The organism is Celeribacter naphthalenivorans (assembly GCF_020524585.1).
Taxonomy (GTDB): domain Bacteria; phylum Pseudomonadota; class Alphaproteobacteria; order Rhodobacterales; family Rhodobacteraceae; genus Celeribacter; species Celeribacter naphthalenivorans.
Genome location: NZ_JAIVLK010000005.1, coordinates 117,711 through 137,629, shown reverse-complemented (window position 1 = coordinate 137,629; position 19,919 = coordinate 117,711). Strand labels below are relative to the sequence as shown.

General features: G+C 60.1%; 22 protein-coding genes. 13 read left to right on the top strand and 9 right to left on the bottom strand.

Annotated elements, in window-relative coordinates:
• Positions 1–29: 29 nt before the first annotated feature.
• Together gor and rpiA are read right to left on the bottom strand one after the other, a co-directional pair.
• Positions 30–1,391, bottom strand: coding sequence for a glutathione-disulfide reductase (gene gor, locus LC094_RS12185; protein ID WP_226553071.1), 1,362 nt, complete (start codon positions 1,389–1,391; stop codon positions 30–32).
• A gap of 129 nt (positions 1,392–1,520) precedes the next feature.
• Positions 1,521–2,306, bottom strand: coding sequence for a ribose-5-phosphate isomerase RpiA (gene rpiA / locus LC094_RS12180; protein WP_226553070.1), 786 nt, complete (start codon positions 2,304–2,306; stop codon positions 1,521–1,523).
• A gap of 207 nt (positions 2,307–2,513) precedes the next feature.
• Here rpiA and LC094_RS12175 point away from each other — a divergent pair, with 207 nt between their 5' ends.
• On the top strand, positions 2,514–2,882 hold the full coding sequence (locus LC094_RS12175; protein WP_226553069.1) for a YbaN family protein: 369 nt from the start codon (positions 2,514–2,516) through the stop codon (positions 2,880–2,882).
• Between the two features lie 84 nt (positions 2,883–2,966).
• Entirely contained in the window at positions 2,967–3,902 is a 936-nt protein-coding gene (locus tag LC094_RS12170) for a DMT family transporter (RefSeq protein WP_226553068.1), read from the top strand.
• Here LC094_RS12170 and LC094_RS12165 read toward each other — a convergent pair.
• A complete protein-coding gene (locus LC094_RS12165) occupies positions 3,899–4,588 on the bottom strand; it encodes a thiamine diphosphokinase (protein ID WP_226553067.1) in 690 nt (229 codons plus the stop codon). The genes LC094_RS12170 and LC094_RS12165 overlap by 4 nt on opposite strands.
• Before the next feature lie 132 nt (positions 4,589–4,720).
• On the opposite strand from LC094_RS12165, the gene LC094_RS12160 reads away from it, so the two are divergent.
• Positions 4,721–6,853, top strand: coding sequence for a hypothetical protein (locus tag LC094_RS12160; RefSeq protein WP_226553066.1), 2,133 nt, complete (start codon positions 4,721–4,723; stop codon positions 6,851–6,853).
• Positions 6,854–6,914: 61 nt separating this feature from the next.
• Here the strand turns inward: LC094_RS12160 and LC094_RS12155 are convergent, their stop codons facing one another.
• Positions 6,915–7,154: a DUF2842 domain-containing protein gene (locus LC094_RS12155; protein WP_226553065.1), complete on the bottom strand. Its 240-nt coding sequence runs from the start codon at positions 7,152–7,154 to the stop codon at positions 6,915–6,917.
• 4 nt (positions 7,155–7,158) lie between these two features.
• Positions 7,159–8,454 carry an adenylosuccinate synthase gene (locus LC094_RS12150; protein ID WP_226553064.1) on the bottom strand — a complete coding sequence of 432 codons (1,296 nt, stop codon included), beginning with the start codon at positions 8,452–8,454 and terminating at the stop codon, positions 7,159–7,161.
• A gap of 163 nt (positions 8,455–8,617) precedes the next feature.
• Here LC094_RS12150 and LC094_RS12145 point away from each other — a divergent pair, with 163 nt between their 5' ends.
• Positions 8,618–9,715, top strand: coding sequence for a bifunctional transcriptional activator/DNA repair enzyme AdaA (locus LC094_RS12145; RefSeq protein WP_226553063.1), 1,098 nt, complete (start codon positions 8,618–8,620; stop codon positions 9,713–9,715).
• Here LC094_RS12145 and LC094_RS12140 read toward each other — a convergent pair.
• A complete protein-coding gene (locus LC094_RS12140; protein ID WP_226553062.1) occupies positions 9,676–10,209 on the bottom strand; it encodes a GNAT family N-acetyltransferase in 534 nt (177 codons plus the stop codon). The two genes, LC094_RS12145 and LC094_RS12140, sit on opposite strands and share 40 nt — an antisense overlap.
• A gap of 125 nt (positions 10,210–10,334) precedes the next feature.
• On the opposite strand from LC094_RS12140, the gene secG reads away from it, so the two are divergent.
• Entirely contained in the window at positions 10,335–10,697 is a 363-nt protein-coding gene (secG, locus tag LC094_RS12135; protein WP_226553061.1) for a preprotein translocase subunit SecG, read from the top strand.
• A 250-nt stretch (positions 10,698–10,947) separates the two neighbouring features.
• Positions 10,948–12,591, top strand: coding sequence for a CTP synthase (locus LC094_RS12130; RefSeq protein ID WP_226553060.1), 1,644 nt, complete (start codon positions 10,948–10,950; stop codon positions 12,589–12,591).
• A 57-nt stretch (positions 12,592–12,648) separates the two neighbouring features.
• On the opposite strand, the gene LC094_RS12125 is transcribed toward LC094_RS12130, so the two are convergent.
• From LC094_RS12125 to LC094_RS12115, 3 genes are all read right to left on the bottom strand, one after another.
• The gene (locus LC094_RS12125; RefSeq protein WP_226553059.1) at positions 12,649–12,882 is read right to left on the bottom strand and encodes a hypothetical protein; all 234 of its coding nucleotides are present in this window, start codon (positions 12,880–12,882) and stop codon (positions 12,649–12,651) included.
• A 135-nt stretch (positions 12,883–13,017) separates the two neighbouring features.
• Complete coding sequence (locus tag LC094_RS12120; RefSeq protein WP_226553058.1) at positions 13,018–13,656, bottom strand: FMN-binding negative transcriptional regulator; 639 nt, start codon at positions 13,654–13,656, stop codon at positions 13,018–13,020.
• 74 nt (positions 13,657–13,730) lie between these two features.
• Complete coding sequence (locus LC094_RS12115; RefSeq protein WP_226553057.1) at positions 13,731–14,174, bottom strand: Lrp/AsnC family transcriptional regulator; 444 nt, start codon at positions 14,172–14,174, stop codon at positions 13,731–13,733.
• An 83-nt stretch (positions 14,175–14,257) separates the two neighbouring features.
• Here LC094_RS12115 and LC094_RS12110 point away from each other — a divergent pair, with 83 nt between their 5' ends.
• The 7 genes from LC094_RS12110 (at position 14,258) to LC094_RS12080 (ending at position 19,917) form a co-directional block, all read left to right on the top strand.
• Complete coding sequence (locus tag LC094_RS12110) at positions 14,258–14,851, top strand: LysE family translocator (protein WP_226553056.1); 594 nt, start codon at positions 14,258–14,260, stop codon at positions 14,849–14,851.
• Positions 14,852–14,935: 84 nt separating this feature from the next.
• Positions 14,936–15,847, top strand: a complete 912-nt coding sequence (gene ppk2 / locus LC094_RS12105; protein ID WP_226553055.1) for a polyphosphate kinase 2 — start codon at positions 14,936–14,938, stop codon at positions 15,845–15,847.
• Between the two features lie 108 nt (positions 15,848–15,955).
• On the top strand, positions 15,956–16,396 hold the full coding sequence (locus tag LC094_RS12100; RefSeq protein ID WP_226553054.1) for a tellurite resistance TerB family protein: 441 nt from the start codon (positions 15,956–15,958) through the stop codon (positions 16,394–16,396).
• Positions 16,397–16,607: 211 nt separating this feature from the next.
• Positions 16,608–17,399, top strand: coding sequence for an ABC transporter ATP-binding protein (locus LC094_RS12095; RefSeq protein ID WP_226553053.1), 792 nt, complete (start codon positions 16,608–16,610; stop codon positions 17,397–17,399).
• Positions 17,400–17,427: 28 nt separating this feature from the next.
• Positions 17,428–18,147, top strand: coding sequence for a transporter substrate-binding domain-containing protein (locus LC094_RS12090; protein ID WP_226553052.1), 720 nt, complete (start codon positions 17,428–17,430; stop codon positions 18,145–18,147).
• Between the two features lie 76 nt (positions 18,148–18,223).
• A complete protein-coding gene (locus LC094_RS12085; RefSeq protein WP_219785365.1) occupies positions 18,224–19,114 on the top strand; it encodes an ABC transporter permease in 891 nt (296 codons plus the stop codon).
• Positions 19,111–19,917 (top strand): ABC transporter permease, encoded by an 807-nt coding sequence (locus LC094_RS12080; protein WP_226553051.1) that lies wholly within the window; start codon positions 19,111–19,113, stop codon positions 19,915–19,917. The genes LC094_RS12085 and LC094_RS12080 overlap by 4 nt, the downstream gene beginning before the upstream one ends.
• Positions 19,918–19,919 lie beyond the last annotated feature (2 nt).

Genomic DNA, 19,919 nt, shown 5'->3' with positions numbered 1-19,919 from the left:
TCGCAGCCCGTTTAAATCCCGGCAAATGTTCACTTATGGACGCGGATCGGCTCTTTCATGAGGACAATCTCTTCGGCCATGGTCGGGTGCACCGCCACGGTGGCGTCGAAATCCTCTTTCGTGGCGCCCATTTTCACCGCCACACCCGCGAGTTGGATCATCTCGCCCGCCTGCGGTGCGATGATGTGACAGCCAAGCACTTTGCGGGTGTCCGCGCAGACGATCAGTTTGAACATCACCCGGTGGTTTTTCTCGATAAAGCTGTTCTGCATCGGGCGGAAGGCGGCGGAATAGACCTCAACGGGCCCCTCTTCGCGGGCCTGCTCCTCGGTCAGCCCCACCGTGCCATATTCCGGCTGGGTGAAGATCGCGGAGGGCACGTTGCTGTGGTCCGGCTTCATGGGATTGCCTTTGAACACCGTCTCGTGGAAGGCCACCGCCTCGCGGATCGCCACCGGCGTCAATTGTATGCGGTCGGTCACATCGCCCACGGCAAAGATCGAGGGGATGTTGGTCTGGGAATAGTCATCCACCTTGACCTCACCATAGCGACCCATTTCGACGCCCGCCTCTTCGAGACCAAGCCCCGCCGTCGCGGGCTTGCGGCCCGTCGCATAAAGCACCACGTCAAAAGTGCCTTCGCGGCCGTCCGTGGCCTTGACCCAAATGCCATCGTCGCGCTGCTCCAACCGCTCGACATCGGTGCCGACATGCAGGTTGATGCCCTGCTCGTCGATCAACTCCGCAATATGACCGCGCGCCTCATCATCAAAGCCGCGCAGGATTTGCGCGCCACGGTAATATTGCGTCACCTCGGAGCCGAGGCCATTGAAAATACAGGCGAACTCACAGGCGATATAGCCGCCGCCAACGATCAGGATGCGTTTTGGCAGCTCGGGAATGTCGAAAATCTCATTCGACGTGATCGCCAGTTCGATCCCCGGCACGTTGTCCGGCACAAAGGGCGTGCCGCCGACAGCGATCAGGATATGCTTCGCGGTCTTCTCCGTCCCATCGGCCAGCACGACCGTGTGCGGGTCTTTGACGGTGGCGCGCTGATGCAGAATCTCGACGCCCGCGTTGCCAGCGTTCTTGGTGTAGATGCCTTCGAGACGCGACAGCTCGGCTTTCAACTTGCCCTGAAAATGCGGCCAATCGAATTGGCCGATACGAATGTCCCAACCGTATTTCTTGCCGTCCTCGGCATGACCGGAATATTGCGAGGCGAAAACCATGAGTTTCTTCGGCACACAGCCACGAATGACACAGGTGCCGCCCATGCGGAATTCCTCCGCCATCGCCACCTTATGGCCGTCCGCCGCCGTCAACCGCGCCGCGCGCACGCCGCCAGAGCCACCGCCGATCACAAAGAGATCATAGTCGAAATCCATCAGTCCCGCCTTTTGAACAATTCTAAAGTTGAGACAGATGTAGGGGGTTTGCCCGCAAAGGAAAACCCCGCGCAGACTGCACGGGGTCCTTGCAAAATCACAGGAACAGGCAGGCCTACAATAAGGGGCTCAGTCGATATCCGCGAAAATGTTTTCGCTCTCTTCGAACTCGACGTGATCCTCGCTCTCCTCACCGGAGATGATGTCCCGCGTCGTCACCCGACCGTCGCCATGGCCGATGATCACCTTGTCGCAAATGTCGATGAACAGGCCGTTTTCCACCACGCCGGGGATTTGGTTGAGCACCAAAGCCAATTGCCGCGTGTTGCCGATACGTTGCAGGTGCAAATCGATGATATGATTGCCCTCATCGGTCACATAGGCCGCCTCGCCATTCATCCTCAATGTCGACTGATGGCCCAGCACATCCATCGAGACCAGTGCCTCCTCGACCAGCGCCTTCGTCGTCTGCCAGCCAAAGGGGATCACCTCGACAGGCAGCGGGAAGGCCCCCAGCATATCGACCTGTTTCGAGACATCCGAGATGACGATCATCTGATCGGACGCCGTCGCGACGATCTTTTCCTGCAACAACGCGCCACCGCCGCCCTTGATCAGGTTCAACTCGGTGTCGAATTCATCCGCGCCGTCAATCGTCAGATCGAGCCATTTCGCCTCATCGAGCGAGATCACCTTGATCCCCTGTTGCCGCGCCAGTTCCGCCGTGCGCGACGACGTGGGAACGCCGACGATATTGAGCCCCTCTTCACGCACCAACTCGCCCAGACAGCGCACCATCCAGGCGGCGGTCGATCCGGTGCCCAGCCCGATCTTCATGCCGTCCTCGACATAATCCACCGCCTTTTTCGCGGCGACGAATTTGGCGGTATCGATGGGCGACAGCGTGTCGGACATGGTGCGGCTCCGGTTGAGGTCTCTCACTGAGGGTGTGGCGGTATCTTGCCGCTTACAGGTCCCCGTTACAGGCCCCAGTTATAGTCCTCTGCGGGCTGTTTTGACAGATAAAATCAAGGTCTGGCGCGCCCAATTCCGGATGAAAACTGGACAGCCGCGACATCTGGCGTAGATGATTTCGAAAGACACCTATGTCAGGCTCTCCCCATGACGGACCGGATCGTGAAATACATACATCTGACACTCGGCGCGCTTTGCGTGGTGCTGGGCTTTATCGGTGTGTTCTTGCCCGTGATGCCGACCACGATTTTCCTGATCCTGGCCGCATTCTTTTTCACCAAAGGCTCGCCGCGTTTGCGGGCGTGGTTGTTGAATCACGGCCATTTTGGCCCCAGCATACGCGCCTGGGAGGAAACCGGCGCCATCCCCCGCCGGATCAAGGTGCTGTCGATCACCATGATGCTCTCAAGCTTTATCCCCACCCTGATCCTGCGCATCCCGCCGATATATCTCGGGCTTCAGGCCGTTTTGATCGGCATTGGCGCGCTCTACATCCTGACCCGACCTGACGCGTGAGATGCGCGTTCCCTCTCACCGCAAAACCAGCGACGCACAGCCACAAAGCTTGCATCCCCAACAGCGCGCATAGCAAATGGGCGCATGACACAGAGCGCCTCCCCAAAACAAGACCGCCCGCTTCTGGGCATGGCGATGATGCTGATCTACTGCGCCGTCGCGCCGGTGATCGACGTCTTTGCCAAGCTCGCCGCCGCCGAACATGCGGTCGGCCAGATCACCGCCGCGCGGTTTCTGGTGCAAGGCGCTTTGTTGTTGCCCATCGCCTTGGTGATGCGCTTGCCGATGCTGCACTCGGCCCGCGATGCGGCACTGATTTTTCTGCGTGGGCTTTTCACGCTGGCGGCGACTTTCGCCTTTGTTTGGGCCGTCTCGATCATGCCCTTGGCCGATGCGCTGGCGATCACCTTTGTCGAGCCTTTCATCATCCTCCTCCTCGGCTGGATGCTCTTTGGCGAAGAGGTCGGCCCGCGCCGTATCCTTGCCGCGCTGGTTGGCTTTGTCGGCGTGTTGATCGTGGTGCGCCCCGGCCTGTTGAACTTCGGCTCCGCCGCACTTTTGCCGCTCGCCGCCGGGTTCTTTTTCTCTTGTTACATGCTGGTGACCCGCGCCCTGCGCCATTACCACCCGGTCGCGCTGCAAAGCACCACGGCGCTCGCCGCCTTGGTCGTCGCCCTGCCTTTGCTGGTCATCTTCGACGGCTCCGGTGGCCCGCTCGATGCGGCGATGCCTAAGGGCATTTTCTGGCTCTGGCTCATCGGCGTCGGCATTGCCGCCACCCTCTCGCATCAGGGGTTGACGCTGGCGCTCACCCTCGCGCCCTCCGCCACCATCGCGCCTCTGGCCTATCTGGAACTGGCGTTTTCAACCCTTGCGGGGCTGTTGATCTTTGGCGATTTCCCCTCGCCCGTGGTCTGGCTCGGCATCGCGGTGATTGTCGCCGCCGGGCTTTACCTGATCCATCGCGAGCGCGTGAACCTGCAAAAACCCGCTGTCCCCGGCGATCCGACCGCGTTCTAAAGCGGCCATTTGGGCGCCGCGATCAGCCGCGCCACCAGTTCCGCATCGCAGCTTTCACGTGGCAGAATCACCATCATCCCCGGCTGATCAAATTCAAGCCGCACCTCTGTCGCCACCGCCGCATTCGAGGTGCCGATCCGGCGATCCGGCGCGAAATCCAGTCCTTCGATGGGCCAACGCAGCCCTTCCGAGCGCCCCGCCACCGTCGCCATCGGGAAAAGCGACACGCGCTGCCCCGGCTCTGTCGGCAACATCAGTTCAGGCGGCGCCATGAAACACAGGTCTTCCGTCCCCAAGATGATACAGCGCCGGTTCGGGAAACGGGTCAGTGTCGCATAGACCGCCAACTCATGATCGATCCGCGCGCCAGTGAAACCCACGCCAAAGATCATGGGCGCCTCCACCCGCGTCAGGCATTTCTCGAAATCCGTGCTGTCCTGTTCCGGCACATGGATCAGGCATTCTTCGGGAAGCGCCGCGCGCATGTCCTCCGTCAGGCTGTCGAAATCGCCGATGACTCGGTCAGGACGATACCCCAGCGCAAGCGCCTGCCCCGCCGCACCATCCGCCGCCACAAGACACGGCGCGTGAGAAAGTGTCTTTTTCAGCAAAGTACCACAAATTATGCCGCCCCCTAGAAAAGTGACGTTTTTCTCAGTAATTAGAATGGGTTCGTTGATTTTCATAAGAAACGGTTAACCTCTTTGCCACATTTTGGACAGGAAAAGATCACGACCATTTCCTTGTTCTGTTCCGATTTTGGAACCAATTCATGGTAAACAAGGAGCTGCTGAGCAAGTCAGAAAGCGAGTTTAGGCATGGTAAGTGACAGTAAAATTCTGACCGTATCCTATGGGACATTCTCCTGTACGCTGGAGGGATTCGACGATCCCTTCAACACGATGCGGTCCATCGCGGAGTATTTCCGCGATCTTGCAGCCGACGACCGGTATTTCGGAGCCGAGCCTCCGACGCCGGACCCGCAGATGTTGAGTTCTATTGCGGAAAAGGAAATCCAGCGCCGGGTTGAGGCCCGTGTGCAGGAGGGCGGCCTTGTGCTGCGCCAGATGGGTGAAACCCAAGATGCGGTGAACGCCGCTCCTGCCCCCTTGGCACCTCGAGCCGCGCCCAAAGCCCCAGTGAGCGCAGAGGTTGCACAGAAAACCGTCGAGAAAACTGCCGAGCCCCCTGTCGAGGAAGCCCCCAAAGAAGATGTGAAAGCGGTCGCTGCTCAGCCTGTCACCCGCCCCGCCGCCACGCCTTCTGCCGCGCCTGCGCTGGCTGCGGGCAGCTCGATTGCCGACAAACTCGAACGCATCCGCGCCGCCGTCGCTCAGCGCAATCAGGCCGATTTCGTCGAGGATCAGAACGACGCCATGAATTTCAGCGCGCCGCTGGCTCAGGAGCCGGAGGAAGACAGCGTCGAAGAGGCCGAAGAGCTGATCGAAAGCATCGTTGAAGACGACATCATCGCAGAGGCGCCCGTCGAGGTGACCCTTGATGAAATCTCTGTTGAGACGATTGAGGACGAAGTCCTTGAGATCACGGAAGCCCCCGTGATCGAGGAGACGGTCGAAGAGATCGAAGCCGAAGAACTGTCCAGCATAGCTGCACCGTTCCAAGAGGCTGCGGCCATCCTTGCCGAAATGAACGCCGAGATCGCGGCGGAAGATCAGGGGGAAACCGCTGAGGTCGAACCCCTCGAAGTTGAAGCCGCCGAAGCCGAAACCATCGCGCTCGAAGAGATCGAGGACGACGCGGATGAGGCTGTCGCCGATGAGGACGAAACCCTTGGCAATGTGCTGTCCTCCCTGACCGAAGAAACCGCAGAGGAAGAGGCGCCCGTTCTGGACGCCGACACCGAGCTGCATGAGATGGACCCGAATCTGGCCGCCGATATTGCCGAGGCCACCCGCCCCGAAGAGGACGCCGCAGAAGAGGAAGAGGCCGCCAACGATCCGCTGCGCCGCGTGCGCGCCCGCGTCGTGAAAATGCGCCGTGCCGATTTCGAAGCACAAGCCGACGCGGACAGCGAAGACACCGCCGAAACAGATGACGATTTCGCCGCCAAACTGCGCCGCGAGCTGGGCTCTTCCACCCTCGACGCCGAGGACGAAGACGATCTGATGCGCGAGCTGGCCGAAGTCGCCGCCATCGGTGCGGAAACGGACGAGACCGAAGAGGCCGAGGTCGAGGAAGACACGGCGCTCTTCTCCGACAGCGACGATGAGGATGACGGCGCCGATGCCGCCAATGTGTTCGACGCCTCCGACGCTTCCATGTCGCGTCTGATGGACGAAACCGATCGCGAAATGGCCAAGGGCGAAAACACCCGCCGCCGCAACGCGATTCAGCACCTCAAGGCCGCCGTCGGCGCCATTCGCGCTGAAAAAGCTGGCAAAGGCGAGACCATCGAGGAAGACGAAGCCCAGGATTACAAAGAAGATCTGGCCCGCGTCGTCCGCCCGAGCCGCCCGGAAGGCACGCATCAGATCCGTCGGCAACTGCCGCCGCTGATGCTGGTCTCCGAACAGCGCATCGACACGCCGACCGAGGTTCCCGGTGGCGCCAACATCACGCCCGTGCGTCCGCGCCGGGTGTCGCGCACCGCTTTGGCCGTGCAGGAAACGGAAAGCTTTGACGAGGCCGATGCCATCGCGTCTGAGGCGCCCGAGACCGGCACGAGCTTTGCCGAATTCGCCGAAACTCTGGGCGCCGAAAGCCTGCCGGAACTGTTGGAAGCCGCCACGGCGTTTTCCAATTTCGTGCAAGGCCGCGAAACTGTGACGCGCCCACAGATCATGCATCTGGCCCAAGAGGCGATGCCCGAGGGCATGCCGGTTGAGGAGCGCCTGCGCTCCTTCGGTCAGCTGCTGCGTCAGGGCAAGATTCGCAAACTGAGCCGGGGCCAATTCGCGGTCGCTGAAAGCACCCGGTTCAAACCGCATTGAGCGTAAGACAGAGCAAAGAAAAAGGCCGTCCCTCGGGGCGGCCTTTTTGCATTACTTTGCTTTAATCGGTGTGATCGTCGCTTGGCGGCGCGTCCGGGTCGGCCTGGCCGATGCCTTTGAAAACCGCCTTGAGCGGAAAGGCCCAGAGCACGCCAAGCCCGACATAGATGCCGAACTCGACCCAGATCGAAGGGCGCTCAAAGAGGTTCACGAGCGAGACCGCCAGCACGATATAGGCCGGCAGCCCCAGCACCAGAACCAAAAGCGCCAGACGGCGCCGGGCCTTGTAGCTCAGCGCCATCGGATCAATCCACGAAGGGATCGGTCACGAGGATCGTGTCGTCGCGCTCGGGGCTGGTGGACAGCAAAGCCACCGGGCATTCGATCAGCTCTTCGACGCGGCGGACGTATTTCACCGCATTGGCCGGCAGATCGTTCCAGGAGCGCGCGCCTTCGGTCGACTCGGACCAGCCCGGCATTTCCTCGTAGATCGGCGTGCAGCGCGCCTGTTCTTCGGCGGCAGTCGGCAGATAATCGAGCGTTTTGCCGTCCAGCTCATAGCCCACGCAGATTTTCAGCGTCTCAAAGCCGTCGAGAACGTCGAGCTTCGTGAACGAAATCCCGGTCACGCCCGAGGTCGCACAGGTCTGGCGCACCAGAGCGGCGTCGAACCAGCCACAGCGGCGCTGACGGCCGGTGACAGTGCCGAACTCATGCCCACGTTCGCCCAGACGCTGCCCATCCGCATCTTTCAGCTCGGTCGGGAACGGGCCTTCGCCCACGCGGGTGGTGTAGGCTTTGACGATGCCCAGAACATAGTTGATCGCATTCGGGCCAAGACCCACGCCCGTCGCCGCCTGACCGGCAATAACGTTCGACGAGGTCACAAAGGGATAGGTGCCGAAATCGATGTCCAAAAGCGCGCCTTGAGCGCCTTCGAACAGAATGCGTTTGCCCTCTTTGCGCTTGTCGTTGAGCACTTTCCAAACGGGCGCCGCGTAGGGCAGGATTTCCTTGGCGATCTCTTTGAGATCATTGATCAAACGCTCGCGGTCCACCGGCTCGATGCCAAGGCCTTTGCGCAGCGGATCATGGTGCTGAAGCGCACGATCGACGCGGGCGATCAGCGTCTCTTCGTCGGCCAGATCGGCCACGCGCACGGAGCGACGCCCCACTTTGTCCTCATAGGCCGGGCCGATGCCGCGGCCAGTGGTGCCAATTTTAGTCCCTTTGGAGGCGGCCTCTTCACGCGCGCGGTCCAGCTCGCCGTGGATCGGCAGGATGAGCGGCGTGTTTTCCGCAATCATCAAGGTCTCCGGCGTGATCTCAACACCCTGCTCACGGATCGCGGCGATCTCTTTCACGAGATGCCAGGGATCGAGCACGACCCCGTTGCCGATGACCGACAGCTTGCCGCCGCGCACCACGCCAGACGGCAGCGCGTTCAGCTTGTAGACCTTGCCGTCGATGACGAGCGTGTGGCCCGCGTTATGACCGCCCTGAAAGCGCGCGATCACATCTGCGCGCTCGGAGAGCCAGTCCACGATCTTGCCTTTTCCCTCGTCACCCCATTGGGCGCCGACAACGACGACGTTAGCCATAGTGAGTCCTTATGATCGGATGAAAACCCGTCGCTGTATAGCGACCCATACGGGCCGATGAAACCATTAAATCGAACGCCGGGTCGTCCCCTGTCGCTGAGGCGAAAAATAGACGCCGCTTTCCCGGCGGACAGGGGGGATTTGATGCGCTAGGTTATGCTCCATGACGCTCTTCGACCTTCCCGATTTCAAACTGCCCGATGCCGACACCTTATATAAGGCGCTTTTGGCGCGCGACCCGCGCTTTGAAGGCCGCGCCTGGGTGGGCGTCACCTCCACCGGCGTGTTTTGCCGTCTCACCTGCCCGGCGCGCAAACCAAAGCCGGAAAATTGCCGTTGGTTCGACAGTCTCGGCGCCTGTATCGAGGCGGGGTTTCGCCCCTGCAAACGCTGTCAGCCCCTGAAGGCCGCCACAGATGCCGAGCCGGTGATTGAAGAGCTGCTCACTGCGCTGAACGCCCGCCCGGATCACCGCTGGCGCGAGGCGGATTTGACCGAGAGGGGATATGACCGGGGCACGGTGCGCCGCGCGTTCAAACGGCATTTCGGCATGAGCTTTCTGGAGATGGCACGGCTGGAACGGCTCCGGCGCGGGTTCGAAGTGATCGGCGATGGCGGCACGGTGTTGGAAGCGGGACTTGAGGCTGGGTTTTCCTCCCCCTCGGCCTTTCGCGCCCGCGTCGGCGCGCTTTTGAGCATCGCACCCGGTTCCTTAAGTGCTGATCCGCTCTTGTCCATCGACTGGATCGACACGGCCCTCGGACCGATGATCGCGGCGGCGGATACGCGCACTCTGCATCTTCTCGAATTCATGGACCGCAAGGCACTGCCGACCGAACTGCGTAAATTGGCCGAGGGTGCGAAGGGGCGGCTTGGGTTCGGGCGCACGCCTGTGCATGACCAACTGGCGCAGGAGTTGACCGAGTTCTTCGACGGCACGCGCTCCGCGTTCACCGTGCCGCTCACCTATCACGGCAGCGACTTTTACGCCCAAGTCTGGGACGCCCTGCGCGCCATCCCCGCTGGAGAGACCCGCAGTTATGGCCAACTGGCACAAGACATCGCCCGTCCCACGGCCTCGCGCGCGGTCGCCCGCGCAAATGGCGCCAACCAGATCGCGATTCTCATTCCTTGCCATCGGGTGATCGGCGCGGATGGGGCTTTGACCGGCTATGGCGGCGGGCTTTGGCGCAAACAGAGGCTGTTGGAGATCGAGGCGGGTTATGCCCGCGCCAACTCCGACAGGCTTGCCCAGCCATAAGCCACCTCACTCATGCCGTCCTCGGCCAAACGTTCCGCCACCTGCGCCCCCTGCAAGCTCTCATAAAAAGCGCGCGCCACTGCATTTTCGGAGAGCACCCAAAGTGCGGCGGCCTCATGCCCCATGTCCAAAAGAGCCCGTGCGCCAGCGGCCATCAAGCCCGTGCCGATCCCCTGACGCGACGCCTCGACGTAAATTGCAGAAATCTCGCCTGAAAACCGACCCAAAAGCGCATCGTCGCGCTGATCTCCACAGGACAGAAACCCCACGACCTTGCCCTCTTGCTCGGCAACGAACACCGCACCGCACCCGGAGGCCTCATAGGCCTCAAGGATGCGCTGCCAGCCCTTTTCACGATCCGGCACGGTCATACGATCCATCAGCGCCCCCGGCAGAATGTCGCGATAGGCGGTATGCCAGACGGCAACCTGCGTTTTGGCAATCGACAGGGCATCTTCAAAGGTGGCGGGGCGGATCGAAAAAGGGGCGCTCATGCGCTCAAAATGTCATGGATCGCGGGAAAGACAAGCCCAGGCGGCTTTGCCCCCTCCATTCGGGGTTGCGCGATGGCATGAGACCCCTTAAGTAGCCCCATCGAACGACCCCAAAGGCCTGATCCATGGAAAATGTCATCCTCGTCATCCACCTGATCCTCGCGCTCTGCCTCATTGGCATTGTGCTTTTGCAGCGATCCGAAGGTGGCGGCCTTGGCATGGGCGGTGGCGGCGACGTCATGACCGGCCGTGCGGCAGCGACGGCCTTGGCCAAACTGACATGGATTTTCGCCATCGGTTTTATCGCCACCTCAATCACGCTCACGGTTCTGGCCCGGCAGGAAGCCGCAAGCTCTTCGGTGATGGATGGGGTTGTGCTCGACGGTGAAGACCCCGCTGCCACGGATGCACCGGCTCTGCCGTCTGGCGCTGATCTCTTGCCGCCGTCCGCCTCGGACGCGCCGCAGAGCGCACCGCGCGCCGACTAATCCGCAGACGAAACGCTCGCGCTGCGCGCGGCCTAATCTTCAAAGATTAACAAGACCTTGAGAGTTGAGGGGAAATTCCCCTCAACATGTTGCGGTTTGGTTGCGCGGGATGGCCGAATCTGTTACTTCTTAAATCCCGTGAACACCGTTGTTTTGAGCAGAGGCCAGCCGGTCGAGAGATCGGCGCAAATGGTCATTGGAGCAACGTTCAGACCAAAAATTCGGACTATCACGGGAGCATCTCCAGCCCATGGCACGCTACGTATTCATCACCGGCGGTGTGGTTTCTTCTCTTGGCAAAGGCCTCGCCTCTGCCGCTTTGGGCGCTTTGTTGCAGGCCCGTGGCTATTCGGTGCGGTTGCGTAAGCTGGACCCCTATCTGAACGTCGACCCCGGCACGATGAGCCCGTTTGAGCATGGCGAGGTGTTCGTCACCGACGATGGCGCGGAAACCGATCTGGACCTCGGCCACTACGAGCGGTTCACCGGTGTTTCGGCGCGCATGACCGATTCCGTGTCCTCCGGCCGCATCTACACCAATGTGTTGGAAAAAGAGCGTCGCGGCGATTACCTCGGCAAGACGATTCAGGTGATTCCGCATGTCACCAACGAGATCAAAGACTTCCTCGCCGTGGGCGATGATGAGGTCGATTTCATGCTCTGCGAGATCGGCGGCACCGTGGGTGACATCGAGGGCCTGCCCTTCTTCGAAGCCATCCGCCAATTCGCCCAAGACCGCCCGCGTGGCCAGTGTATCTTCATGCACCTGACGCTCCTGCCCTACATCGCGGCCTCCGGCGAACTGAAAACCAAACCGACGCAGCACTCCGTCAAAGAGTTGCGCACCATCGGGTTGCAGCCGAACGTTCTGGTCTGCCGCTCCGAACATCCGATTCCGGAGAAAGAGCGCGAAAAAATCGCGCTGTTCTGTAACGTCCGCAAAGAGGACGTGATCGCCGCGCCCGATCTGAAATCCATCTATGAGGCGCCGCTCGCATACCACCGCGAAGGTCTCGATCAGGCGGTGCTCGACGCGTTCAACATCGCGCCCGCGCCGAAGCCCGATCTCTCGACGTGGCACGACGTCGCAGACCGGATTTTCAACCCCGAGGGCGAGGTCAAAGTCGCCATCGTCGGCAAATACGTCCAGCTCGAAGACGCCTATAAATCCATCGCAGAGGCGCTCACCCATGGCGGCATGGCCAACCGGGTGAAGGTCAATGTCGAATGGGTCGATGCGGAAACCTTCGAGCATGAAGACGCCGCCCCCCATCTCGAAGGCTTTGACGCCATCCTCGTGCCCGGCGGTTTTGGCGAGCGCGGCACGGAAGGCAAGATCAAAGCGGCGCAATTCGCCCGCGAACGCAAGGTGCCCTACCTCGGCATCTGTCTCGGCATGCAAATGGCGGTGATCGAAGCAGCGCGGAACCTCGCGGGCATCCCCACGGCCGGCTCCGAGGAATTCGACCATGAAGCCGGGAAAAAGCGTTTCGAGCCGGTGGTTTACCACCTCAAAGAATGGGTGCAGGGCAACCACACCGTGCAGCGCAAGGCCGATGACGACAAGGGCGGCACCATGCGTCTGGGCGCCTATACCGCCTCGCTCAAAGAGGGCTCGAAAGTCGCCGAGATTTACGGATCGACCAAGATCGAGGAACGCCACCGTCACCGCTATGAGGTGGACACGAAATACCGTGAACAGCTTGAGAAATGCGGCCTGATCTTCTCTGGCATGTCGCCGGACGGGCGCCTGCCGGAGATTGTCGAAGCCACGGATCACCCTTGGTACATTGGGGTGCAATATCATCCGGAGCTCAAATCGAAGCCCTTCGCGCCCGCGCCGCTGTTCCGCGACTTCATCCGCGCGGCGAAAGAGAATTCGCGTTTGGTGTAAGCCTCAAACGCAATGGAAAAGAGACTAAGGCGTCCTTCGGGGCGCCTTTTTTCGTCTTTAATGCAGGCTCAGAAGCACCTCAATGTCGCGCAAGGACAGGCGCTGCATCAGATGGCGCTCCTCACCGTTGAGGCTTTTGCCCTCCTCGATCATCCCCATCACCAGCCCCGCAATCTCTGCTGTCGGTTGGTAATAGAGTTCAGGATGCTCCTCGCTGAGCACCTTCACCAGACGGCTCAGAATTTTCTTTTGCTTCTCCGAGTCGAGATCGGATTTTTTATCCTGAAGCATGACCTGCACCTTTCGCTTTGACGTGACGACGTGATCCACCTTAGCCGGGGATGATTGCGATAAAATTGATTTCTCGCCGATGTCGCGACAAAAATCGAAGGGCGCACCAGATCACGCGCCAGATTACGCACCAGATCACTCAGGGGCAGTCCCCGCCGAAAAGCTCGCCAAAGCCTGCGCCAGATCGACCCCCTGCTCGCCCGCTTGCATCAGCCCCTGATAGGTGCCCTGCCGATCTTCGGCGCTCCTATGCTGGTTGACCTTCCATTTGCCCTCAAGCCGCTCTGGCCGGAACCGCAACCCCACGATGCCACGTTTCAACGCCGCCACATAGGGCACTGGCGCGTCCGACACGGTCCAGGGCTCCGCACGGCCCGCCTCATGCCGGTGGGTCAGCGCCTCAAGATGGGCCCCCAACCCTTCCGTGTCATTGAACGCCTCAAACGCCCCATGGGCATGGACCACGATATAGGCCCATGTCGGCACGACTTTGCCATCCACCCGTTTCGATGGATAAAACGACGGCGAGACGTAGGCCTGCGGACCTTGAAAAATCAGCACAGATCGCGCACCCGCCAGTTTCCAATGCGCATTGGCCCGCGCCAGATGAGTCTCGATCACGGTCTCGCCGTCGGCCTCATAGACCACCACCGGCACATGCGAAATCTCGATGCCTTCGTCATGTGGCGTGACAAGCGCGGCAAAGCCGATCTCCGCCATCACATGGCGCAGCATCGCGGGATCGTCGATGGCGGAATTGTTCGGTCGGTACATGGCGCGGCCTCCTGTTGCTCCGGCCCTATCACGCCTGTCCCTTCATAGCAGCAAGAAAGACTCAAAAAAACGGATCACCCGCGCAGGTCTTTCGGACTTTCCATCACGATATAAGAGGTGATTGCGGCGACATTCGGCACTGTGCCCAAAACCTCGGTATGAAATCGTTTATAGGCATTCAAATCCGCCGCTTCGACGCGCAGCAGGTATTCGAACGCCCCCGCGATATTGTGACATTCCTTGACCTCGAAAGCGGTCTCCATCGCCGCCTCAAAGCCTTTTTGCGAGGCCTTGTTGTGCACAGACAGACCCACGGTGATATAGGCCAGAAACCCCTGCCCGACCTGATCGCGATCAATCACCGCCCGGTAGCCCCGGATCACGCCCAGACGCTCCAACTCGCTCACCCGGCGCGAGGTGGCGGAGGGCGACAGACCGATACGGTCTGCCAGATCGAGATTGCTCAATCGCCCTTCCCGCGCCAGTTCACGCAATATCTTTTCGTCGATTTGATCCATAGCCGTGATGTCTTGCAAAAAACCTCTATTCGCACAGGATATTTGCACGCCCATTGCACAAGAGAAAGATTAATCTCGCCGCCATGGACATGACACTCTTCCTCGCCCTTCTGGCCTTCGCCTTCGTCACCTCGGTCACGCCGGGGCCGAACAACCTGATGCTCCTGGCCTCGGGCGCCAACTTTGGCCTGAAACGGTCGTTGCCGCATATGGCCGGGATCACGCTCGGGTTCACCTCGATGGTGTTCATCGTCGGGCTGGGGCTGGCCGAAGCCTTTGAAACCTTTCCGCTGTTGCGTCAGGTCATGCTGATCGTCGCGGTGCTCTATATGCTGTGGCTGGCGTGGAAAATCGCCCATGCCTCCGCGCCCAAGGAGGGCGAAGCGGACGGTAAACCGATGACCCTGTTGCAAGCCGCCGCCTTTCAATGGGTCAATCCAAAAGCCTGGATCATGGCCATCGGCGCGCAGACCAATTACGCGCAGGACACCACATGGATCGCGGCGGGGATCGTCGCCATCGGGTTTATGTTCATGAACGTGCCAGCGATCACCATCTGGGCCCGGCTCGGTCAGGAAATGCGTCGCATTTTGACCAATCCGCGCCGTTTGGTGGCGTTTAACTGGACAATGGCCGCTCTTTTGGTCGCCTCTCTGCTGCCGATCCTTTTCCATTAAGAAACCGTCATATATGAGTGGTTAAAGCGGCAAAGAATTTGTGCCGCGCCACGCGGTTTTAGACATGGGAGACAGGAGCGCATCATGAGCTTTGACAAAGAAGCCCAGGACTGGTTGGAAGCGGAACTCGCGGACACGCTGGACGAGGAATGGGAGATTGAGCTTGAAGACTCCATCCTGTCGCGTGAAATCAAGAAGATTTACCAGAAAGAGCATCCCGACATGCTCGAACGCTCGGTCTATTTTCGCGAACTGCTGCGGCTTCAGGCGGAATTGATCAAGCTGCACGATTGGGTGGAAGAGACCGGTCAGAAGGTCGTCGTGCTGTTCGAAGGCCGCGACTCAGCGGGCAAAGGTGGCGTGATCAAACGCATCACCCAGCGCCTCAATCCGCGTGTTGTGCGCGTCGTGGCGCTCCCCGCGCCGTCTGATCGGGAAAAATCGCAATGGTATTTCCAACGCTACGTGCCGCACCTGCCGGCGGCAGGCGAAATGGTGCTGTTTGACCGCTCATGGTACAACCGTTCGGGCGTCGAGCGCGTCATGGGCTTTGCCGATGAGGATCAGGTCGAACAATTTTTCCAAGACGTTCCCGAATTCGAACGCATGTTGGTGCGCTCCGGGATCAAGGTGATCAAATACTGGTTCTCGATCACCGACGAGGAACAGCAGATGCGATTCCTCATGCGCATTCACGACCCGATGAAACAGTGGAAACTCTCGCCGATGGACCTGCAATCGCGCATCCGGTGGGAAGATTACACCAAGGCGAAGGAAGACACCTTCTTCCGCACCAACATCCCCGAGGCGCCGTGGTATATCGTCGAAGGCAACGACAAGAAACGCGCGCGGCTGAATTGCATCGACCATTTGCTGTCGCTCTTCGATTACGACGAGATACCGCATGAGGACGTGCATCTGCCAGAGCGGATTTACAAGAAAGATTACGAGCGCGCCGTGTTGCCGCCGGAGCTTTACGTGCCGCGGAAATACTGAGCCTTATGATCGAACGCCCGCAGCCTCGCGGGCGTTTCTTTTGACGCGCGAGAACGTGATGCCCGCAGAGGCTTCCCCAAGCCCGCGCCCTGCCCTATATCCTCTCTTATGTTTGGCGATTTTCTCAAAACCCTGCTGCAACCGGCGCCTCAGCCACTCAAAGACAGTGATGCGCGCCGCGCGATGGCCGCGCTTTTGGTGCGCGTGGCCCGCTCTGACGGCGTCTATGCCCCCGAAGAGGCGCAGCGGATCGAAAAGCTCTTGATGACCCGCTATCAGCTTGGTCCATTTGAGGCCGCGAGCCTACGTGCCGAAGCCGAACAATTGGAAGCCGAAGCGCCCGACACCGTGCGCTTTACCCGCGCGCTGAAAGAGGCCGTGCCCTATGAGGAGCGCATCCATGTGATCGAGGGGCTGTGGTCCGTCGTTCTGGCCGATGGGGTGCGCGATCAGGATGAGGATGCTTTGCTGCGTCTGGTTGCGAACCTCTTGGGCGTCAAGGATCAAGACAGCGCTTTGGCGCGGCAACGGGTTGAGGCCAGCCTTTAAGCCAGCTTTTAAAGACGTCCCCAGCGGGAATCGTCTTCCTCTGCGACCGGAAACTCCAAACAACCTGCACGCGATCACCTCGCTGAATCGCCCCCAACCCCGCCTAAGCCCTAGGCGAGAGCCCTAGATTTGATCAAAAACCCGGCGGGACGCTGCGGCATTCTGCTGATGATTGTTGCATCTGCCGAAAGATTAGCCCTAACTCTTGGCAATGCTGACCAAAGATTCAAATTCCGAAACGCCCGTCATCGAAATCCGTGATTTGCACAAATCCTACGGAGACCTCGAAGTGTTGAAAGGCGCCTCCATGACCGCGCCCCGCGGCCATGTGACCTCGCTCATCGGCTCGTCGGGGTCGGGGAAATCCACGCTTTTGCGCTGTGCCAACCTGTTGGAGGACAGCCAGAAGGGCGAGATTCTGTTCAATGGCGAACCCATCAGTTGGAAGGGCGAAGGCCTGCACCGTCGCCCGGCGGATCGCAAACAGGTCACCCGCATCCGCACCAACCTGTCGATGGTGTTCCAGCAGTTCAACCTCTGGGCCCATATGACCATCCTGCAAAACGTCATGGAAGCACCGATCACGGTGATGGGCCGTGACCGCAAGGAGGTCGAGGAAAAGGCCCGGATGTATCTCGACAAGGTCGGCATCGGCGACAAATGCGATGTTTACCCGGCGCAGATGTCAGGCGGCCAGCAACAGCGGGCGGCGATTGCCCGCGCGCTCTGCATGGAACCGCAGGCATTGTTGTTCGACGAACCCACCTCCGCGCTCGATCCCGAGCTCGAACAAGAGGTGATCAAGGTGATCAAGGCGCTGGCCGAAGAGGGCCGCACGATGATCATCGTGACCCATGACATGCGCATGGCCGCGGATATTTCCGACCATGTCGTGTTCCTCCACAAAGGGCTGATCGAGGAGGAGGGCAAGCCGTCCGACCTCTTTGGCGCGCCCAAATCCGAACGGCTCAAACAGTTCCTCAGCGCGACTGTTCCGGCCTAATCATAAGCGCTATTTACGGGAGACATTCATGAAGAACATCCTTCTTTCCGCCGCCGCCCTCGCCCTTTTGGCAGGCGCTGCCTCCGCCGAGACCATCCGTCTGGGCACCGAGGGCGCCTACCCTCCGTACAACTACATCGACGACAACGGCGAAGTGGCCGGTTTCGAACGCGTGCTGGGCGACGAGCTTTGCGCCCGCGCCGAGCTGGAATGCGAATGGGTGACCAACGACTGGGATTCGATCATCCCGAACCTCCTGTCCGGCAACTACGATGCCATCATCGCCGGCATGTCGATCACCGACGCCCGCAAGGAGAAGATCGACTTTTCCGAAAACTACACCCCGCCGTCCTATTCCTCCTATGCCGCCATGTCTGAAGGCGTGGACCTCGAAGGTGGCGTGATCGCGGCACAGGCCTCGACGATCCAGTCTCAACACGTTGTCGACACCGGCGCCACCCTTTTGGAATTCCCGTCCTTCGAGGACAGCCTCGCCGCCATGCTCGCAGGCGAAGCGGATGCGGTCTTTGCCGACAAAGACACGCTCGTGCCCGTGGTCGAAGAAGGCACCGCCATGTGGGTGGGGGAAGACGTCGCCCTGTCCATCGGCATCGGCATGGGGTTCCGCAAATCCGACCCGGAACTGCGCGCCAAATTCGACACGGCCATCGCCTCCATGAAGGAAGACGGCACGCTCAACGAGATGATCCTCGAATATCTGGGTGATGACAGCCCGATCTTCGAATAATCCCATCTCGTAACATTTCGGGCGGGGCGCGAACGCGCGGCCTGCCCTTTCCCGATCCCCGCCAAACAGGTGTCCCATCTTTTCCTATTGCGCCGATCCTGACACGCTTGACCGCCTTGCCTGGCTCAGCTGTTACCTGACGACCGGAAAGCACATGTCTTTCTACGCCTCCTTCGGGACGGTGCTTTTGCTTTTGGCGGTCACCGCCCCTCTGGCGCTTGGGTTTGGATTTGGCGCCGCGGCCGGATCGCGCTCGCATCTTGTTCCCGTGAAATGGCTCTCGAACCTCTATATGGCCATCGTGCGCGGCGTGCCGGACATCGCGTTTTTCCTGTTTTTCGTCATCGCACTCGACCAAGGTCTTGAGTGGATGCGCCATCAGGTTCTCTGTTCTGACTGGGATCAGCCGATCCGTCAGGGCAATGATTTCGTCGTCTGCGCCGCAGCCAAGCTGCCGCAGAACTCCGCCCCCGAGGTCTATCACCAGATTTACGGCTTTGCCCTTGCGGTGCTGACCTTTGCCATCGTCTTTGGTGCCTTCGCGGGCAATGTGATTGCGGGCGCTTTCAAAGCCGTGCCCCATGGCCAGATCGAGACCGCCGAGGCTTATGGCATGACCAAGCGCCAGACATTCTGGCGCATCATGGTGCCGCAGATGTGGACCTATGCCCTGCCCGGTCTGTCGAACCTCTGGATGGTTCTGATCAAGGCAACGCCTTTGCTGTTCCTCTTGGGTGTCGAGGATGTGGTCTATTGGGCCAAGGAGCTGGGCGGCACCAAGACCGCGCGCTTCACCGACTACCCGCATGGCGACTGGCGAATGTATTATTTCTTTGGGCTTCTGGTGTTCTACCTGCTGTTCACCAAAGTCTCCGAAGTGGTCCTGAGCCGCATCACCCGCAAGCTGTCTCACGGCCAAGCCACCGCCGCAGGCGAAGCCATGCGCAAGGCGGGAGCGGGCGCATGAGCTGTTCAGAGACCATCGCAAGCTACGCCTTCCGGTCTTTGGGTTTTGGCGAACGCCGCTTGCCGACTACCGACATCACGCTTTGCGATCAGGTCACGCTGATCGGCTCGGGCATGTTGTGGAATATCTATTTTGGCCTCTTGGCGATCCTTTTGGGCTTTTTCTCCGCCCAAGCGATTGCCTTGGCGAAAGCTTCCTCGAACAAGGCCGTCCGCAAACCCGCCGAATGGTTCATCTTCGTGTTCCGCGGCTCGCCTTTGTTCATCCAGTTCTTCTTTGGCTACTTCCTCTTCCTGAGCCTCAAACAGGCCTTTCCGCAGTTCGACAACCTGACGGACGCCTGGCTTGGTGCCGCGATTGTTCTTTGGCTCAACACCACCGCCTATTCCGCCGAGATCTTCTTTGGCGCGCTCATGGCCGTGCCGAAAGGCGATCTGGAAAGCGCCGATGCCTATGGGTTTTCCGGTTGGCCGCGCTTTCGTCGCATCGTCTGGCCGACCATGCTGCGGCTTGCCTGGCCCGCCTATACCAATGAGGCGATCTTTATCTTTCACTCGACCACGCTGGTGTTCTTCTCCGGCTTCCCGGCCTTGCAGCAAAAAGGCGACGCGCTCTATTACGCCTCCTATTTTGCCGACAAGACCTTTAACCCCTTCATCCCCTATCCGATTTTGGCGGGCTATTTCGTGCTGGTGACGCTGTGCATCATCACCGTCTTTGGCCTGATCGGAAAACGGCTGAACCGTCACCTGCCGCAGGGCCGCACAAAACGCCCCCGGCTTATGTCGCAAATCTTCAGATAGTG

Excerpts from the sequence above, each read along its gene's own strand:
- LC094_RS12110 (WP_226553056.1), top strand. The coding sequence starts at position 14,258 with ATGGACATGACACTCTTCCTCGCCCTTCTGGCCTTCGCCTTCGTCACC.
- LC094_RS12175 (WP_226553069.1), top strand. The coding sequence starts at position 2,514 with ATGACGGACCGGATCGTGAAATACATACATCTGACACTCGGCGCGCTT.
- LC094_RS12080 (WP_226553051.1), top strand. The coding sequence starts at position 19,111 with ATGAGCTGTTCAGAGACCATCGCAAGCTACGCCTTCCGGTCTTTGGGT.
- LC094_RS12140 (WP_226553062.1), bottom strand. The coding sequence starts at position 10,209 with ATGAGCGCCCCTTTTTCGATCCGCCCCGCCACCTTTGAAGATGCCCTG.
- LC094_RS12095 (WP_226553053.1), top strand. The coding sequence starts at position 16,608 with ATGCTGACCAAAGATTCAAATTCCGAAACGCCCGTCATCGAAATCCGT.
- rpiA (WP_226553070.1), bottom strand. The coding sequence starts at position 2,306 with ATGTCCGACACGCTGTCGCCCATCGATACCGCCAAATTCGTCGCCGCG.
- ppk2 (WP_226553055.1), top strand. The coding sequence starts at position 14,936 with ATGAGCTTTGACAAAGAAGCCCAGGACTGGTTGGAAGCGGAACTCGCG.
- gor (WP_226553071.1), bottom strand. The coding sequence starts at position 1,391 with ATGGATTTCGACTATGATCTCTTTGTGATCGGCGGTGGCTCTGGCGGC.
- LC094_RS12150 (WP_226553064.1), bottom strand. The coding sequence starts at position 8,454 with ATGGCTAACGTCGTCGTTGTCGGCGCCCAATGGGGTGACGAGGGAAAA.
- LC094_RS12125 (WP_226553059.1), bottom strand. The coding sequence starts at position 12,882 with ATGCTTCAGGATAAAAAATCCGATCTCGACTCGGAGAAGCAAAAGAAA.
- LC094_RS12115 (WP_226553057.1), bottom strand. The coding sequence starts at position 14,174 with ATGGATCAAATCGACGAAAAGATATTGCGTGAACTGGCGCGGGAAGGG.
- LC094_RS12155 (WP_226553065.1), bottom strand. The coding sequence starts at position 7,154 with ATGGCGCTGAGCTACAAGGCCCGGCGCCGTCTGGCGCTTTTGGTTCTG.
- LC094_RS12120 (WP_226553058.1), bottom strand. The coding sequence starts at position 13,656 with ATGTACCGACCGAACAATTCCGCCATCGACGATCCCGCGATGCTGCGC.
- LC094_RS12090 (WP_226553052.1), top strand. The coding sequence starts at position 17,428 with ATGAAGAACATCCTTCTTTCCGCCGCCGCCCTCGCCCTTTTGGCAGGC.
- LC094_RS12130 (WP_226553060.1), top strand. The coding sequence starts at position 10,948 with ATGGCACGCTACGTATTCATCACCGGCGGTGTGGTTTCTTCTCTTGGC.
- LC094_RS12170 (WP_226553068.1), top strand. The coding sequence starts at position 2,967 with ATGACACAGAGCGCCTCCCCAAAACAAGACCGCCCGCTTCTGGGCATG.
- LC094_RS12160 (WP_226553066.1), top strand. The coding sequence starts at position 4,721 with ATGGTAAGTGACAGTAAAATTCTGACCGTATCCTATGGGACATTCTCC.
- LC094_RS12145 (WP_226553063.1), top strand. The coding sequence starts at position 8,618 with ATGACGCTCTTCGACCTTCCCGATTTCAAACTGCCCGATGCCGACACC.
- LC094_RS12165 (WP_226553067.1), bottom strand. The coding sequence starts at position 4,588 with ATGAAAATCAACGAACCCATTCTAATTACTGAGAAAAACGTCACTTTT.
- LC094_RS12100 (WP_226553054.1), top strand. The coding sequence starts at position 15,956 with ATGTTTGGCGATTTTCTCAAAACCCTGCTGCAACCGGCGCCTCAGCCA.
- secG (WP_226553061.1), top strand. The coding sequence starts at position 10,335 with ATGGAAAATGTCATCCTCGTCATCCACCTGATCCTCGCGCTCTGCCTC.